The 15,418-nt window shown below is 46.8% G+C and carries 13 protein-coding genes; 1 reads left to right on the top strand and 12 read right to left on the bottom strand.

Features of this window, described 5'->3' with window-relative positions:
- Positions 1 to 15 precede the first annotated feature (15 nt).
- Genes Q0386_RS01570 through yajC form a run of 11 tightly spaced genes read right to left on the bottom strand, consistent with a single transcriptional unit; the run spans position 16 to position 13,412 of the window.
- Positions 16 to 831: a TIGR00282 family metallophosphoesterase gene (locus Q0386_RS01570; protein WP_299026101.1), complete on the bottom strand. Its 816-nt coding sequence runs from the start codon at positions 829 to 831 to the stop codon at positions 16 to 18.
- Positions 831 to 1,592: an ATP-binding protein gene (locus tag Q0386_RS01565; RefSeq protein WP_299026098.1), complete on the bottom strand. Its 762-nt coding sequence runs from the start codon at positions 1,590 to 1,592 to the stop codon at positions 831 to 833. Before Q0386_RS01565 ends, Q0386_RS01570 begins: the two co-directional genes overlap by 1 nt.
- On the bottom strand, positions 1,589 to 4,546 hold the full coding sequence (gene mfd / locus Q0386_RS01560; protein WP_299026093.1) for a transcription-repair coupling factor: 2,958 nt from the start codon (positions 4,544 to 4,546) through the stop codon (positions 1,589 to 1,591). Before mfd ends, Q0386_RS01565 begins: the two co-directional genes overlap by 4 nt.
- The gene (locus Q0386_RS01555; protein WP_299026088.1) at positions 4,536 to 5,690 is read right to left on the bottom strand and encodes a bifunctional folylpolyglutamate synthase/dihydrofolate synthase; all 1,155 of its coding nucleotides are present in this window, start codon (positions 5,688 to 5,690) and stop codon (positions 4,536 to 4,538) included. Before Q0386_RS01555 ends, mfd begins: the two co-directional genes overlap by 11 nt.
- Positions 5,690 to 7,225 (bottom strand): GGDEF domain-containing protein, encoded by a 1,536-nt coding sequence (locus tag Q0386_RS01550; RefSeq protein ID WP_299026086.1) that lies wholly within the window; start codon positions 7,223 to 7,225, stop codon positions 5,690 to 5,692. Before Q0386_RS01550 ends, Q0386_RS01555 begins: the two co-directional genes overlap by 1 nt.
- Complete coding sequence (locus Q0386_RS01545) at positions 7,215 to 7,748, bottom strand: LPS assembly lipoprotein LptE (RefSeq protein ID WP_298946114.1); 534 nt, start codon at positions 7,746 to 7,748, stop codon at positions 7,215 to 7,217. The genes Q0386_RS01550 and Q0386_RS01545 overlap by 11 nt, the downstream gene beginning before the upstream one ends.
- Before the next feature lie 3 nt (positions 7,749 to 7,751).
- Positions 7,752 to 10,223, bottom strand: a complete 2,472-nt coding sequence (gene leuS / locus Q0386_RS01540) for a leucine--tRNA ligase (RefSeq protein ID WP_299026083.1) — start codon at positions 10,221 to 10,223, stop codon at positions 7,752 to 7,754.
- An 8-nt stretch (positions 10,224 to 10,231) separates the two neighbouring features.
- On the bottom strand, positions 10,232 to 10,570 hold the full coding sequence (locus tag Q0386_RS01535) for a DUF6394 family protein (RefSeq protein ID WP_002953043.1): 339 nt from the start codon (positions 10,568 to 10,570) through the stop codon (positions 10,232 to 10,234).
- Between the two features lie 9 nt (positions 10,571 to 10,579).
- Positions 10,580 to 11,551: a protein translocase subunit SecF gene (secF, locus tag Q0386_RS01530; protein WP_122871122.1), complete on the bottom strand. Its 972-nt coding sequence runs from the start codon at positions 11,549 to 11,551 to the stop codon at positions 10,580 to 10,582.
- Positions 11,552 to 13,132, bottom strand: coding sequence for a protein translocase subunit SecD (gene secD / locus Q0386_RS01525; RefSeq protein ID WP_299026071.1), 1,581 nt, complete (start codon positions 13,130 to 13,132; stop codon positions 11,552 to 11,554). It lies immediately after the preceding gene.
- On the bottom strand, positions 13,125 to 13,412 hold the full coding sequence (gene yajC / locus Q0386_RS01520; protein ID WP_299026068.1) for a preprotein translocase subunit YajC: 288 nt from the start codon (positions 13,410 to 13,412) through the stop codon (positions 13,125 to 13,127). The genes secD and yajC overlap by 8 nt, the downstream gene beginning before the upstream one ends.
- On the opposite strand from yajC, the gene Q0386_RS01515 reads away from it, so the two are divergent.
- Positions 13,388 to 14,686 (top strand): apolipoprotein N-acyltransferase, encoded by a 1,299-nt coding sequence (locus Q0386_RS01515; protein ID WP_299026065.1) that lies wholly within the window; start codon positions 13,388 to 13,390, stop codon positions 14,684 to 14,686. The two genes, yajC and Q0386_RS01515, sit on opposite strands and share 25 nt — an antisense overlap.
- A gap of 11 nt (positions 14,687 to 14,697) precedes the next feature.
- Here the strand turns inward: Q0386_RS01515 and Q0386_RS01510 are convergent, their stop codons facing one another.
- Complete coding sequence (locus Q0386_RS01510) at positions 14,698 to 15,297, bottom strand: hypothetical protein (RefSeq protein WP_299026062.1); 600 nt, start codon at positions 15,295 to 15,297, stop codon at positions 14,698 to 14,700.
- Positions 15,298 to 15,418: the final 121 nt, after the last annotated feature.

The following is a 15,418-nucleotide window of genomic DNA, read 5'->3' as shown; positions in this document are numbered from 1 at the left end:
CAAATTTGAACTCGTTTATATAAATTTAACCGCTCGCTGTACCAAGGGCTCGCTAACTCCGTCTATCACGCGGACCTTAAAGGCATCCGTGCAGTGTCCGCCGTCAAATTCAAACACGACCATTTGAAAAATCCGCCTGCATTTTTCATTTACCTTAAACGAGTGCTTGAGCCCCGTTAAAAAGCTCTTTACGGGTGCTTCCGCGTCCATGCCGATGACGCCGTCAAACGCCCCGCTAAGCCCGACGTCACTCACGTATGCGGTACCGTTTAAAATTTGAAGATCATCGGTGCCCACGTGCGTGTGAGTGCCGGCTATGGCTCCCACTCGCCCGCAAAATAGCCTAAAAAACGCATTTTTCTCGCTCGTGGCCTCGGCGTGAAAGTCTATGAGGATATTTTCGCTCTCGCACTCCCCTAGCGCGCGCTCAGCCTCCAAAAAGGCGTTATTCGTATGCGGCAAGCCGTAGTGCCCCATCAAATTTACCACGCTCAGACTCTTGCTCTCTTTACTCAAATTTATCGCGCCGCGCCCGGCCGTACCCGCGAAGTGGTTATACGGACGGATGATAGGCAGGGCGTCCATAAGCGCGACTACGTCTTTTTTATCAAAGCTATGGTTGCCGCCCGTGATCGCGTCGATACCGCAGTCTAGCAGCTCGTGCGCGTTGGTTGCGGTTAGGCCAAAGCCTCCGCTTGCGTTTTCGGCGTTTGCAACGATAAAGTCAAGCTCAAACTCGCGCTTAAATTTGGGCAAATTTTGCATCACCGCGCTTCGTCCCGCGCGTCCGACGATGTCGCCGACAAATCCCACTCTAGTTAAATTTGCCATCAAATTTTATCTTTATAGCTTAGATAAAACTGCCTCGCGGTGCGTCCCGAGCGGCTAGCGCGAAGCTGTGCGTATTGCTTAGCTAGCTCGTGCAGCATGGCTCTATCGCCCACGAAATCTTTAAAATAAAAATCCACGATCTTTAGATAGTCCGTAAAGCTGCCCTGATAAAAGCTAAGCCAAAGCCCGAATCTATCGCTAAGCGCGATCTTTTCCTCGACCGCATCGCTATAGTGCAGCTCCGTCTCGCCGACCTTCGCGCCATCGTTGTCGCTTTTTAGCTCGCTGATCAGGTGGCGGCGGTTTGATGTGGCGTAGACTAACACGTTTTTAGGCGCGTTTTCGATCGAACCTTCAAGCACTGGTTTTAAAAATTTATAGCTCCTGTCCCCCGCCTCAAAGCTAAGATCATCGCAAAAAATGATAAATTTAAAGCTACTATCCCTGATCTCGTAAATGATCTCTGGTATCATCTCTAGCTCGTCGTTTTTTAGCTCTATAAGCCGCAAGCCATCTGGGTAAAATTTAGTAAAAACAGCCTTAACCAGGCTACTTTTACCACATCCTCGCGCGCCCCACAGTATCGCGTGATTTGCGCCCTTGCCTTCTAAAAAATTTCGCGTATTTTCTACGAGCTCTTCTTTTTGCTTTTCGATCCCGATAAGCCCCTCAAGCTGCGTAAAATCAACGTCTATCACGCCTTTTAATGCTCCAAATTTACGCCTATAAATCGCTGCGGCAGTCGTATTCCAGTCTATCATTTTTCCGCCCGTCCTTTGTTTAGTTTTCTAAGATAGATCAATATCTCCTCTATCACGTCATCATCGTCTTTGCTCTTTGATCTTAGTCTCGTTTGTTCGCCGTTTTGCGCGGTTAGCATTATATTTTGCTCGGCGTTTGAGATGGCTTTAAAGCCAGCTTTTATCGCTAGAATTTTAATTATAATGAGGCTTAAAAACTGCTTGGTGTAGATGTCTGGCTTGCCGAATCTATCCTCGATCTCGCCCTCTATTTCGTAAACCTCGGCAACCTCTTTGCACTTGCTAAGCCGTCTATAAAGCTCCAGGCGCAATCTATCCTCGCCGATAAACTCCGAGTTTAAAAACGCGTTTATGCTAAGCTTCAGATCGATTTTCGCACTCTCAAAGCTCTCTTTGTTTAGCAGTTTATTTATCTCTTCTTCGAGCATTTTGATGTAGAGCGAGTAGCCGATCGCCTCGATATGGCCGCTTTGGGCTTCGCCGACGAGGTTGCCGCCGCCTCTGATTTCTAGATCGTGGTAGGCTAGCACGCTGCCAGAGCCTAAAAACGAGTTGCTCTCAAGCGCGACCAGGCGCTTTAGGGCGTCTGTGCTTAGGGCGTTTTTGTCTTCGACGAGGAAGTAACAATACGCCTGCTTGTCGCTCCTGCCGACGCGTCCGCGTAGCTGATGCAGGTCTGCGATACCGAATTTATTCGCGCTTTCGATGATGATGGTGTTTACGTTTGGCAGATGTATACCGCTTTCTACGATGCTGGTGCTTAGCAGCACGTCGTATTCGCCGTTTTCAAACTTCATCATCTCCTCTTCGGTCGTTTTGGCGTCGATCTTGGAGTGCAGCGTGAGGATGCGTAAATTTGGCATGATGTCTAAAATTTGCTTTTTTGCCTGAGGCATCGTGGCGATGTGGTTGTGGATATAAAAAATTTGCCCGCCGCGGCGCAGTTCGCGCATGATGGCTTCTTTTACCGCCTTTTCGTCCCACTCGCGCACGCTGGTTCGCACGTCTAGGCGCGAGCTTGGCGGAGTTTGTAGCACTGAGTAGCCCTTGACGCTTGAAAGCGCCATATTTAGGCTGCGTGGTATCGGGGTCGCACTCATAGATAGCACGTGCGAGGCACTTGAAATCTCTTTTAGTTTTTCCTTTTGCTTGACGCCGAATTTATGCTCCTCGTCGATGATGATGAGGCCTAAATTTGAGGGCTTAACCGACAAAAGCGAGTGCGTACCCACGCAAACGCAAGGCTGTCCTGCCTCCAGCGCCTTAACCGCGGCCGATTTTTCCTTTGTGCTTGTGAAGCGATCGAGTTTAAAGACGCTAACGTCGAATTTACCCAGCCGCTCTTTTAGGCTTTTAAAATGTTGCGAGCTAAGAAGCGTCGTCGGTACAAAAAATAGCGCCTGAAAGCCCGACTTCACGCATTTAAATATCGCGTTCATAGCAACTTCCGTTTTACCAAATCCCACGTCGCCGCTAAGCAACCTATCCATCACCTTGCCGCTTTTTAGGTCGTTTGAGATGTCGCTTGAGGCGCGCTCCTGATCTCTCGTGTAGGCAAAGCCCGCGTTTTGCAAGAAATTTAGATACTCCGCATCGTCCTTTTCGATGATTTCGCCGCGGATTAGTTCGCGCTGGGCGGCTAGTGAAATAATCTTTGACGCGATTACAAAAAGCTTGGCTCTAACTTTTTCTTTTATCTTGGCGAAATTTGCCTTGCCTAGACGGTCTAAAACCGCGATACTGCCGCTACCCGCGACGTATCTGTCGATCAAATTTAAGTGCTCGACTGGCAAAAGCAACTTGTCCTCGTTTTGATAAACGATCACGACAAACTCGCGTGTCCTGCCGAGCACGGTTAGCTTTTCAAGCCCCGTAAATTTGCCGATGCCGTACTCCTCATGCACGACGTAGTCGCCCGCCTTTAGCTCGTCGATGACTAGACTCGGTTTTTTGGCGCGCTTTTTCTTTTCAAATTTATTTAGTGAGACGATGATCTCGCTTGGTGAAACCAAATTTAACGCTGCTTCGGTTTGCACAAACTCTACGTTTTTGTATTCGCTCAAATTTAATGCGTTAAAAAGCCCCTCGTTACGCGCTAAGACTTTGATTTTTTTATTTTTATTTAGCTCAAAAAAATCGGCGTTTGGTGTTACGCTTAAGTCTTTATAAACTTTAGCCGCAGGCAATACGGGCAAATTTGCCACCTCGCCCAGATCGCGCTCAAAGCCGTCAAATTTTTTCGTTAAAACCGTTTTAAATTCGCGCGTATAGTCGATAAATCCATCTATCGCCCAAAATCCGAGCGTCTTTAGATCGCTGATTAGTGCGTCCGTTTGCATATCTTTTATTTTTTCGGACGTTTTTTCAAACTCAGCCTCGCCCAGAGCCGCGATAAAAGGCGAAATTTCAACGCTTTTTAGCTCAGTTTTGTTTGAAATTTGCGTTTGCGTGCTGTAGTGCCTGATGCTCTCTATCTCGTCGTCAAATAGCAAAATGCGGTTTGGCTCCTGCGCGCCGACGCAAAAAATATCGATGATCTCGCCGCGAACGCAAAACTCTCCCTCACTCTCCACGATACCCACCGCCTCGTAGCCAAAGCGTAGCAGCTTTTCGGCTAGCTCTCTAGGGTCGATTTTGTCGCCGAAATTTAGAGTGAGCTTTTGTAGATGCTTTTTGCCTGGAAGTTTGTTTAGCACTGTGCAAACAGGGCTAATGAGGACCTTTTTGCCCTTAAATTCGTAAAATTTAGCTAGCTCGGAGGATAGCTCGAAAAGCTCTGCGCTAAAGCTACGCAGATCATCGCCCTCGCGCGCCCTAAAATCAGGCAATCTAAAGGCCTTAAACCCGGCAAATTCCGACGCGCTAAGAGCCGCGATGGCCTCCTTGTCATCCTCGCAGACGAGCAGCTGCGCATCGCCTCCGTTTAAAAAATACTCAAAAACCTCACTTTGCACCGCGGTACCTTTTCAGGAAGGCTTCCACGAGGTAAAACGACCCGAACGCCAGATACTCCTCGTCCGCGCGCACGTCCGTAAAGTCAGCAAACTCCATATCAAGCTCCTGCAAAGCCTCTTTTACCTGCGCTGTCGCTAGCTCGCGGCCTGGCGTCTCGTACTCGATGATGTAGGTTTTTTTGACGATCGGTTTGATGGCCTTTAGGACGGCTTTTATGTCCTTGTCGGCAAAGGCGTTAAAGATCAAATTTAGCTTTTTGCCCGCAAATTTTTTAGCTAGAGCTTGCGCCGCCATCTCGTTGTGCCCGACGTCGATCGTTACGTTTGGCGCGATCTTTTCGCAGCGTCCGCCAAGATCTAGCGCACCCAAATTTGATAAATTTAAGCTAAATCTAAGCTCCTTAAACGCCGAAGAGCTGAGAGTCAAATTTGAGCGCAAAAACTCGGGCAAGCCGAATTCTTGCGCATAAATTTTGATCTCGTTTTTATCCTCGTTGGTCAAATTTTGGGAAGCGAATTTGAGCGTCGCTCCTTTTTTGGCAGCGATTTTTCGCGCGATACCGACGCAAAGCTCGCTCATCTCGTCGTTCATTAAAGCAGCGTCCGCCATTGCGTTAAATTTAGTCGTCGCGATCTGCTCTAACGTGTCGCCAAGTAGCGCCGTGTGGTCAAAACCGATCGGAGTAAAGAGGCTAAGACGCTTGTCAAATACGTTCGTAGCGTCAAATTCGCCACCTACGCCAGCCTCGCAGACGAAAAAGTCGCACCCCTCAAAAAGCGGAGCGCAAAGCAACGTCGCGTACTCAAAATACGAAAGCGAGCGCGCGACCTCGGGAGGTAAAATTTTAATCAGCCTCTCGTGAGCCGTCTCGAGCGCGTCTGCGCTAGCTACGGCGCCGTTCATCCAAAATCTCTCGCGAAACTCGAAAATATGGGGGCTCGTATAGTGTCCGACGCTATGGCCGCGAGCGAGCATCTGCGCTAAAAATCGCCCGGTGCTGCCCTTGCCGTTCGTGCCGATTAGATGGATGATTTTTGGTATTTTAAACGCGCCCTGCACGAATTTAAAGGCATTTGGCATACGCGCGCGGTTGATTTCCTTATAAAAAAGGGGTTTGTTTTCTAAAAAATATTCTAGTTTCATTAAATTTTAGGCATCACCTGATCTCTGCCGTTTTGCTTAGCCTGGTATAGCATTTTATCCGAAGCTTCTAGTACGGCTGCTTGGCTTTGATTTTGGCTGCGTATCGCAACGCCGCAACTCACCGTAACGCTAATGCGCTCGTCTTTGTATAAAAATTTGGAGTTTTTTAGCACACCGCGCACCTTGTCCGCAAACTCTATACTCTGTGCTATATCAAACCCCGGCAACAAAACCACAAACTCCTCGCCGCCGTATCTAGCTACGAAATCGACTTCCCTAGAGTTACCCCTAAGAGTTTTTCCTACGCTTGCTATTATTACGTCGCCGGCGTCGTGCCCGTATATATCGTTTATATTTTTAAAATGATCTATGTCAAAAAAACACACGGCATAGTCGGCATTTTGTTGTAAAAAATCAATCTCTAAACGCCCAAGCTCTTCCATTAACGCTTTTTTAGTCGCTGTTTTAGTTAAAAAATCCTCTTTACTCTCGGCTTTCGCGCTTTCTAACTCTACTTCTAGCCTGCTAACTTTAGCTTGTAGTTCTTGTATAGTTTGCTGATCGCTTAGCATCTGCTCGCCCAATTGTTTAACCTCGACGTCCAAGGTATCGGCGATATTTTTTAACTTATCCCTGATCCCCTCAAAGCTATCTTCGTTTAAATTTATCGAATTTAGATCGTTTTTGATAAACTGCATCTGGCTTGAACTTTTAGAAGAACTGCTGATCAGGCTTGATATTTGATCGTTTATACCGTCCAAAACCTTATCTAGCGCTCCAACTTTCGTCGAAACCTCGGCCCTATCAAGCTCGATACGCTTTTTGGTCAAATTTTCTATATTTTTTCTAACCGAGAACTCTTCTAAAAGCTTTGGATCGCTTTTTAAAATTTTATTTACTTTTTCTATCTCGCCGTCGATTTTATCGGTAATAGAAGGCCTTAGCATATCCGATACGAGCGGAACTAGTTTTTCGCAAGCCTGCTCTTTCGTCAAAACATCCTCAAGCTCAGCAACGATATCTTTTAAGTCGCTAAAATTTTTAACGCCGTAAACGCCCAATCTTTTCAAAAAACTATCGTCGTAATCGGTTAAAAAATCGAACCATTTGTCTTTTATTCTATCTATGGCTTGCGCATCTAGTCTTCTATTTAGGGCTTCCGAGCTTGCTTCGGCTAAATTTTTAGCATTTTTATTATGTAGCGAAGCTACGGCTTGAAAAACCTTTTTATTCATAGCTACGAGTGCATTTATTAGTTTTGGATACTCGGCTAGGCCGGGCGAATTTAGCCTAGCCGCCATAAAAGCAAAAAGCTCGTCCAAGTTTCTTACGTTTTTTTGTTTTAGCTGCGCCTTAAGCTCGTCGTTTAGGCGAGCCGAGTATTTTTCAAGCTTCTGGCAATCAGGCACTATTACGCCGTTTTTTTTCGCTATCTCGCAAAAAACCTCGGCGTAGTTATCCGGAGTTAGCATGAGCCCGCGCTCTTTCATGGTCTGGATTGATTCTTTTATGACTTGGCTGACGCTAGTCGCCATTTTTTAGCCCTTTTACCGCAAGCACGGCGATATATTCGTCAAAAGCCTCCTGCGAAGCCTCTTTTATAGCGTTATACTTTTCGCTCTCGCTGATAACGCCGTCTGCAAATCTAGTATCCCTTACCTTTTGCGAAACGGTAAAGTCGTGCTCGCCCGAAGTCGTCACCGATAGCGTTTTGCCACCTTTTAACTTAGTGTCGAAATTTAGCGTTAGTATCGCTTTATACGACGTCACATAGCCGTTTTCATCATATAATAGCGCTTGATAGTTAAGCGATTTGATCGAGACGGTTATGGTGGTTGGCTCGTTTTTATCGTAGCTTATGCGTTTGCCCAGCCTTGTTACGATACCCTCTAATACGCTATCTTTGATCCAAACGCTGTTTTTAGGCTCTTCTTTGCTTATTAGCACATTTACGTATACACGGTCGCCCATTATGTCGTTCGTGATCTTTGAGACGGGCCTATAGCCGCATCCAACCAAGATGAAAGTCGCCAAAAGTAGTAAAATTTTTATCTTCACGATTTAGCCTTTTATTACGAAATTTACGAGTTTGCCGTTCACGTAAATTTGTTTGATTATTTCTTTTCCTTCTAGCCATTTAGCCGCACTTTGTCTAGCTAGAGCTAAAACCTCGTCATCGCCTGCGCTACTCGGCGCTTCAAATTCGCCGCGTCTCTTGCCGTTAACTGTGATAGCCAAATTTAAGCTATCTTTTTCAAAAACCTCGTCCAAAATAGTTATCGGAGCAAAATTTGCCCTGCTAAATAACTTCTCACTAAGCTCGTTTGCGACGTGCGGCACGATAGGTTCTAGCAAATTTAAGATGATAAAAAACGCTTCCGTCGTTACGTCCTGATTGTCCTGTGCGTTTACGGCATTTAGAGCCTCCATGCAGGCGGCGATTAGGGTGTTAAACGTAAAATTTTCCTCGTAAACGTCGTTTGATTTTTTAAGCGCTTCATAAACCTTCATACGCGCGTATTTTTCTTCTTTGCTCAAATTTGCGTGCGTTATCTGCGGGATTTGCATGCATCTTTTTACGCCCGAGCTTCGTTCGTATAGGCGGTTTATAAATCTAAACGCGCCCTCGACCGCACTGTCGTTCCACTCAAGCTCTTTTTGCGGAGGCGCGGCAAATAGGATAAAAAGCCTAGCCGTATCGGCGCCGTATTTATGTATGATGTCATCTGGATCGACCACGTTGCCTTTACTTTTACTCATTTTTTTGCCGTCTTTTAGTACCATGCCCTGAGTAAGCAGGCGCTCAAACGGCTCGTCGTCTCTGAGGTAGCCTAGATCTCGCAAAGCCTTTTGGAAAAATCTCGCGTAAAGCAGGTGTAAGATCGCATGCTCGATACCGCCGATGTACTGATCCACATTCATCCAATAATTCACGCTTTTAGCATCAAATGCGCGTTCTTGCCACGTTTTTTCATCGCTCGCATATCTAGCAAAATACCAGCTACTCTCGAAAAACGTATCCATCGTATCGGTTTCGCGCACAGCCTCACCGCCGCATTTTGGGCATTTGACGTGTTTCCAGCTCTCGTGTTTATCGAGCGGATTTCCTTCGCCTGTTATCTGCACGTCGTCAGGTAGCGTCACCGGCAGATTTTCGATCTTTTCAGGCACGACGCCACAGCACTTGCAGTGCACCATCGGTATCGGAGCGCCCCAGTAGCGCTGCCTAGAGATACCCCAGTCGCGGATCTTAAAATTTACGACGCGTTTGCCGATCTTGTCCGCTTCAAATTTTTCTATGATTTTTAGTTTGGCCTCTTCGCTGCCAAGACCGTTTATGAGTGGCGAATTTATAGATATTCCGTATTCCGTTAGCGCCTTGCCGCCCTCAAATTCACCCTGCGCAGGTTTAACTACCCATTTTATAGGCAGGTCAAATTTACTCGCAAACTCATAGTCGCGCTCATCGTGAGCCGGCACCGCCATAACCGCGCCGCTACCGTAGTCCGCTAAAACGAAATTTGCCACCCAAACCGGCACTTTTTCTCCAGTTAGCGGATGCAGGACGTTGATGCCTAAAAATAGACCGTCTTTTTCGCTAGCTTGGCGTTCTCTCGGACTTTGATTTAAAATTTTTCTAATTCTCTCAGCTTTATTCGCCTCTAGTTTACCGCTGTCAAGTAGTCTTTTTACTATCTTATGCTCAGGCGCCAAAGCTGCATAGCTAACGCCGTAAATCGTATCCGGGCGCGTAGTAAATACCTCAAAGCCATCTATCTGGTCGCCGCCTTCTAAAATCCGCTTCGACTCCTCGTCAAGCTCAAATTTAAACTCCAAGCCAAAGCTCTTGCCGATCCAGTTTTCCTGCATCGTGAGTACTTGAGACGGCCATTTGCCCTCAAGGCGCTTTAGATCGTCTAGCAGCTCCTGCGCGTAATCGGTGATCTTTAGATAGTAGCCCGGCAACTCGCGCTGGATGACGGCATTTCCGCATCTCCAGCAGCATCCGTCCTCGACTTGCTCGTTAGCAAGTACGGTTTGGTCGTATTCGCACCAGTTTACGACTGCGCTTTTGCGGTAAACCAGCCCTTTTTCGTACATTTTGATGAAAAATTCTTGCTCAAATTTAGTATAAAGTGGGTCAGACGTCGCAAACTCACGCTTTTTAGAAAAGCTAAGTCCTAGCGTTTCAAGCTCGCCGCGCATGTAGTCTATATTTTCGTAAGTCCAAATTTTAGGATGGATTTTGTGCTTTATCGCCGCATTTTCCGCAGGCATGCCGAAGCTATCAAAGCCGATCGGATGAAGGACGTTGTAGCCGCGCTTGCGGTAGTAGCGAGCCAAGGCGTCGCCGATGGTGTAGTTTCTCACGTGTCCCATATGGATGCGTCCGCTAGGATACGGAAACATGCTTAAGATATATTTTTTAGGCAGACTATAGTCGTCTTTAGGCTCAAATTCGCCGTTTTTACTCCAAATTTCTTGCCATTTTTTTTCTATTTTCGCCGGCTCGTATTTTAAAATTTCACTCATTTTTACTCCTAAAATTCTTCTTGCGTCTTGCCGGACTCGACCAAAACAAGCGCCAAAGAAAAGACGTTTGCTATCGCGGCGCCGATCGCTAGCGAATACGCCATATGCGCGTTGCCGTTCACCTGAAGTAGCACAAAAGCCGGAATAAGATGCAAATCAGCCACCAGCGAGCTAGCAAAAAGCTCTGCGGCAAAGACGTTTTTGACGCCGATTTTTAGCAGCGTCGAGATCACGTTTACGCTCGCCGCTACAAATAGCGCAATCTCGTTTTTATCGTATAAAAACCCCGCCGTCGTCGTCAGGCTCATAAGCGCGAAAAATATATAAACAACCTTGCCCCAGTTCATCGCTTCTCCTTATATAGTGCCTTTTTCAAACATCGCGCGTTGCTTGTCTTTCTCTCTTTGTACGCGCGCCTTTTCCGCTTCCATAGCGCGGTATTTCTCCACGCTAAATTTAAACCACAAAAGCATAGGCGCAGCGACGAATATCGAGCTAAGCGTACCGATGACGATGCCCACTATCAGCGCCAAAGAAAATCCGTGTATCATATCTCCGCCGAACAAAAATAGCACGACGACCGTGATGAGCGTGGTGCCCGAGGTGAGTATCGTTCTAGTTAGCGTCGCAGAGACTGATTCGTTTATTATCGTATCAAGATGCGTGCTCTTGCTGGTTTTGATATTTTCTCGGATACGGTCAAAGACGATGATCGTATCGTTTAGCGAGTACCCCACGACCGTAAGGATCGCCGCAAGAGTGTCCAAATTTACGTCGATAGCAAAAAAGCTGATCGCGCCCATCGTGATCACGACGTCGTGAATCTCCGAAGCAACCGCCGCCATCGCAAATCTCCACTCGAATCTAAACGCGATGTAGATCAAAATACCAACAAGCGAGATCGCAAGCGCCATCACGCCTTTTTCGCGTAGCTCATCGCCGACTTTAGGCCCGACCACGTCCGTACGGCGGATCTCAAATTTGCCCGTATCTTTTAAAAGCTCGGCAACGCTAGCTCCGACGTCGCTACCTAAATTTGAGCTTGCCCCTGAAAATCTAATCGTAACTTCTTCCGCTGAGCCAAATTCCGTAACGCTCGCGTTTTTATAGGCTTCGTCCTTTGCCAAAGCCGCGCGAATTTTATCCAGCGAGACCGCGCTATCGTATTTCACCTGGATGAGCGTACCGCCCGAAAAGTCGATGCCGTAGTTAAAGCCCTTCGTCGCCATCAAAAAAAGCGAACCGAAAAATAGCACGGCAGAGACGGCGAGCGCGATATAGCGCTTGCTCATAAAATCATAAACATGTGCCTTTGAGAAAAATTGCATTTATACCCTTTTATAACCGAACCAAAACCGCGTGTTACCGCTTTTTTCTATTTTATTTATAATCGTATCAAACATACCGTGAGTACCCAAGATCGCCGTTATCATCGAGGCGATGATACCTATGCCCATAGTAACGGCAAAGCCCTTAACAGGTCCCGTACCGTAGGCGTAAAGCACTACCGAGGTAATAAGCGTGGTCAAATTTGCGTCAATGATCGCACTCATCGCGTTTTCATAGCCCTTTTTCACGCTCGTTGCGATACTAGCCCCGTCGCGCAGTAGCTCTCTGATGCGCTCGTTTATGATGACGTTGGCATCGACTGCCATACCGATAGTTAGCACTATACCGGCCATACCCGGTAGCGTTAGAGCAGCGCCGAACATCGCCATCACGGCGACTAGTATCAAGATATTTGCGACAAGCGCGATATTTGCCAAAATGCCGCTAAATCCGTAATAAGCTATCATAAATAGCACGACCAAAACCGAAGCCGACGCAAGCGCGATCATAGATTGTTTTATACTATCCGCGCCAAGACTTGGTCCTACGCTTCGTTTTTCTAGCATTTTTACGGGAGCCAAAAGAGCGCCGCTTCTAAGAGCGATAGCTACGTCGTGAGCCTCCTCTACGCTAAACCCGCCGCTTATCTGGCCGCTTCCGCCGCCGATTCTCTCGTTTATCGACGGAGCCGAATAAACCTTGCCGTCAAGCACGATAGCTAGGCGCTTGCCTACGTTTGCACCGGTAAAATCGCCAAAAATTCTAGCACCCTCGGCGTTTAGAGTAAAGCTGATGATAGGCGAGTTCGTGCGCTGATCAAAGGCGACTCTAGCGTCCGTTAGCATCGCGCCGTCAAGTACGGGGATGTTTTTTACGACGTATTTTATCTGCTCGTTTTTGACGTCCGGATAGACGATGTCGCCGTAGCTCTCAGCCTCGGCCTCGCTCATCGAGTTTGCCTGCGACTGGCGCTTTTCATCGACGGCCATCAGCTGGAGGTGCGCGGCTTTTGCGATGAGATCGCGTGCGCGCTGCTCATCGGCTGCCGTTTTAATGCCAGGAAGCTCAACTAGGATATTATCCTTGCCCTGCCTTGCAACGGTAGGCTCTGCTAGACCGAACTGATCGAGGCGGTTTCTGATCGTTTCGACCGCTTGGTTTATCGCGTATTCTATCGTCTCGGCCTTCTCGGCGTCGGTTAGACCGACTGAGTATTTTAGACCCTCTTTTTGCACGTTAAGACCCTTAATATCTTTTAGCATGCCGTCGATTTTAGCAGCTTCGTCCGCATCAAGCAGCTCAAAGTCCACCTTATCCTCACGGATCTTAAAGCTATCGATCAAAACGTCCTCTTTTTTCGCAAAATAGTTCACGCTGGCGGCTATCGACTTAATCTTTGAGTGTACGGCCTCCTCGGTCTCGACGCCAAGGAGCATATGAAGTCCGCCCTGCAAATCAAGACCTAGACTGATTTTAGATCCGCCTAGCTTGTCAGTAAAAGACGGCGCGGAAAAGATAATGCCGAAAATCAAAGCCAAAGCAAAGATGATCAGCCTATACGTTATTTTGCCGTTACGCATTTGCTTTCGTCTCTGTTTTTTCTATTTTTCTCGCGACGAATTCGCGTGAAACGCGCACGATTACGTCGTCGTTAAGCTTAACTCTGATAAAATCCTCTTCCGGTTTTATCACCTCGCAGATTAGTCCGCCGCTAGTTATGATCTTGTCGCCTTTTTCGAGTGCGGCTAGCATCGCGGCATGAGCTTTTTGCTGTTTTTGCTGCGGTCTGATAACCAAAAAATAAAATATCGCGAAAAGCACGACTAGAGGCAGTAATGAAACGAAATTTCCTTCTTGCATGGGGTTCCTTGATAAAAAAAATTTTAAGCCCTTATTTTAGCACTAAAATTATAATAAAAGCCTTTGTCGGCGCGATTTTAATCTCAAATTTTATACTGGCCGATGTTTTAGGCGGCGAAATTTTAAATTTTATCTCGCCGTTTTTTGCGATCGCGGGCTTTTATTTACTACTCGAATTTGACCGACGCGGCTTTTTTTGGACGGGATTTTTTATCGGGATTTCGTGGTTCTACTGGATCAGCTTTAGCCTCGTTTATTACGAGCTTAGCTACCTCATCCCGCTTGAAATTTTAGCTATCGGGATCATCTACGGCGCGCTTTTTTTGATAGCGGGCATCCCTGCTCAAATTTGGCTAAAGGCTTTGCTGCTTATCTTGGTTTCAAACATTCATCCTTTCGGCTTTAACTGGCTAAATTTAGAGGCCGTTTTCGTGCCGGGAATTTTTGCGCCGAGCCTGCTTTCTCTTGCGTTTATTTTTGCTGCGATTTTGTGCCTGTTTTACGTCAAAAACCGCCTCAAATTTATCGCTTTTGCCGCGCTTTTAGCCTGTGCGGTGCAGTATGGTACGCCAAATTTTAAAACTCTGCCTTTTGAAGTAAAGCTCGCAAACACCGAAGTCGCGCAAGAGCTAAAGTGGGCCAAGCAGCTAAAAAACGAGTTTATAAATCAAAATTTAGCTATCATTGATGAGGCGATAGGCGCCGGTTTTAGAGCGGTTATTTTGCCCGAGAGCGCCTTTCCCGTCTATATGACGCACGAGCGAAATTTGACCTCTGAACTACTCGAAAAATCGCAAAAGATCGCTATCGTCGCGGGCGCGCTGGCTCGCGAAAACGGCACCAACTACAACTCGGCGTTTTTCTTTGACCGCGGCAAGATGCTGCGACTGGATAAATTTATCCTCGTGCCTTTTGGCGAGGAGATCCCGCTACCGGAGTTTGCGCGTGATTTGATAAATAAAATATTTTTCGGCGGCGCGAAGGATTTTGAGACGGCAAGCACCCCTAGCGACTACGAGATAGAGGGCCTAAAAATCAGAAACGCGATCTGCTACGAAGCGACGCGAGACGAGCTTTTTACGGGGGAATTTGACGTCATGATCGCGGTGACGAATAACGGCTGGTTCGTGCCTAGCACGGAGCCAAATTTACAGCGCATTTTACTCAGATACTACGCGACGAAATACAACAAAGCAATCTATCACAGCGCAAACGGCTCGCCGTCTGAGATAATAACGCCAAAGCAAGGCTTGCTCGATAAATTTTTCAGATAGATTTGCTAAATTTAGGCGTTTTTGCGTTTGCGAAAAAGTAGCCGAATTTGCAACGCCGCGTAAACTATACAAGCTACAACAAAAACTACAAACATAAAATCAATACACATCTGCCAAAACAGCTCGCTGGGAGACCTCAACACCCATTCGTATTCAGGCGAATTTCTTGGTTTACGATATCCGATATAATAACCCGTAAAATCCCTATTTATCAAAAAACCAGCCCACAAAATGCCGCAAAATGAAACGAAAAATCCCATTACCGGATTTTCTTTTCTTGCTTGTTTCATCACGCGAGCTCTATGTTTTTTACTGCCGCACAGCAAGCAAGCCGCGACGAAACCGACAAGCGTGATGACCTTTATAATCCCCATATAAGCGATATAAAACGCTGCCTTTTGCGTAAAATCGGTGTGAGTAAAGGCTCGCTCTGCTGCGGGGTAAATTTTAAGCATAGCTTCCACGAAATCTCGCGCCAAAGAGGAGCGAGCCAGAACGTCAAAAGGCAATACAAAAATGCCTAACGCGCAGAGAAAATAAAAAGTGCAAAGCCCGAGCAAAACGAGTCCGAGCGTCTTGTTTTTGCCGTTTTGTTTTGCTTCTGTTTGCATTTTAATTCTCTTTAAATTTTGCCGAGCGGTTTTTGAAGTAAAATTTAAGATATAAAGCTGGGTAAAATCTCATACGAAGCCTTAAATTTAAGGGTAAATTTAAGCCCGCGTTAAATTTAGC

Origin of the sequence: uncultured Campylobacter sp. (assembly GCF_938045625.1) — a bacterium.
Lineage (GTDB): Bacteria > Campylobacterota > Campylobacteria > Campylobacterales > Campylobacteraceae > Campylobacter_A.
The sequence above is the reverse complement of the archived record's forward strand: the minus strand, read 5'-3'. Positions and strand labels throughout refer to the sequence as shown.

Bases quoted from the DNA above. Each gene is read 5' to 3' on its own strand.
- yajC (WP_299026068.1), bottom strand. From the start codon at position 13,412: ATGCAAGAAGGAAATTTCGTTTCATTACTGCCTCTAGTCGTGCTTTTC.
- Q0386_RS01515 (WP_299026065.1), top strand. From the start codon at position 13,388: ATGAAACGAAATTTCCTTCTTGCATGGGGTTCCTTGATAAAAAAAATT.
- secD (WP_299026071.1), bottom strand. From the start codon at position 13,132: ATGCGTAACGGCAAAATAACGTATAGGCTGATCATCTTTGCTTTGGCT.
- Q0386_RS01510 (WP_299026062.1), bottom strand. From the start codon at position 15,297: ATGCAAACAGAAGCAAAACAAAACGGCAAAAACAAGACGCTCGGACTC.
- Q0386_RS01570 (WP_299026101.1), bottom strand. From the start codon at position 831: ATGGCAAATTTAACTAGAGTGGGATTTGTCGGCGACATCGTCGGACGC.
- Q0386_RS01550 (WP_299026086.1), bottom strand. From the start codon at position 7,225: ATGGCGACTAGCGTCAGCCAAGTCATAAAAGAATCAATCCAGACCATG.
- leuS (WP_299026083.1), bottom strand. From the start codon at position 10,223: ATGAGTGAAATTTTAAAATACGAGCCGGCGAAAATAGAAAAAAAATGG.
- Q0386_RS01535 (WP_002953043.1), bottom strand. From the start codon at position 10,570: ATGAACTGGGGCAAGGTTGTTTATATATTTTTCGCGCTTATGAGCCTG.
- Q0386_RS01555 (WP_299026088.1), bottom strand. From the start codon at position 5,690: ATGAAACTAGAATATTTTTTAGAAAACAAACCCCTTTTTTATAAGGAA.
- Q0386_RS01565 (WP_299026098.1), bottom strand. From the start codon at position 1,592: ATGATAGACTGGAATACGACTGCCGCAGCGATTTATAGGCGTAAATTT.
- secF (WP_122871122.1), bottom strand. From the start codon at position 11,551: ATGCAATTTTTCTCAAAGGCACATGTTTATGATTTTATGAGCAAGCGC.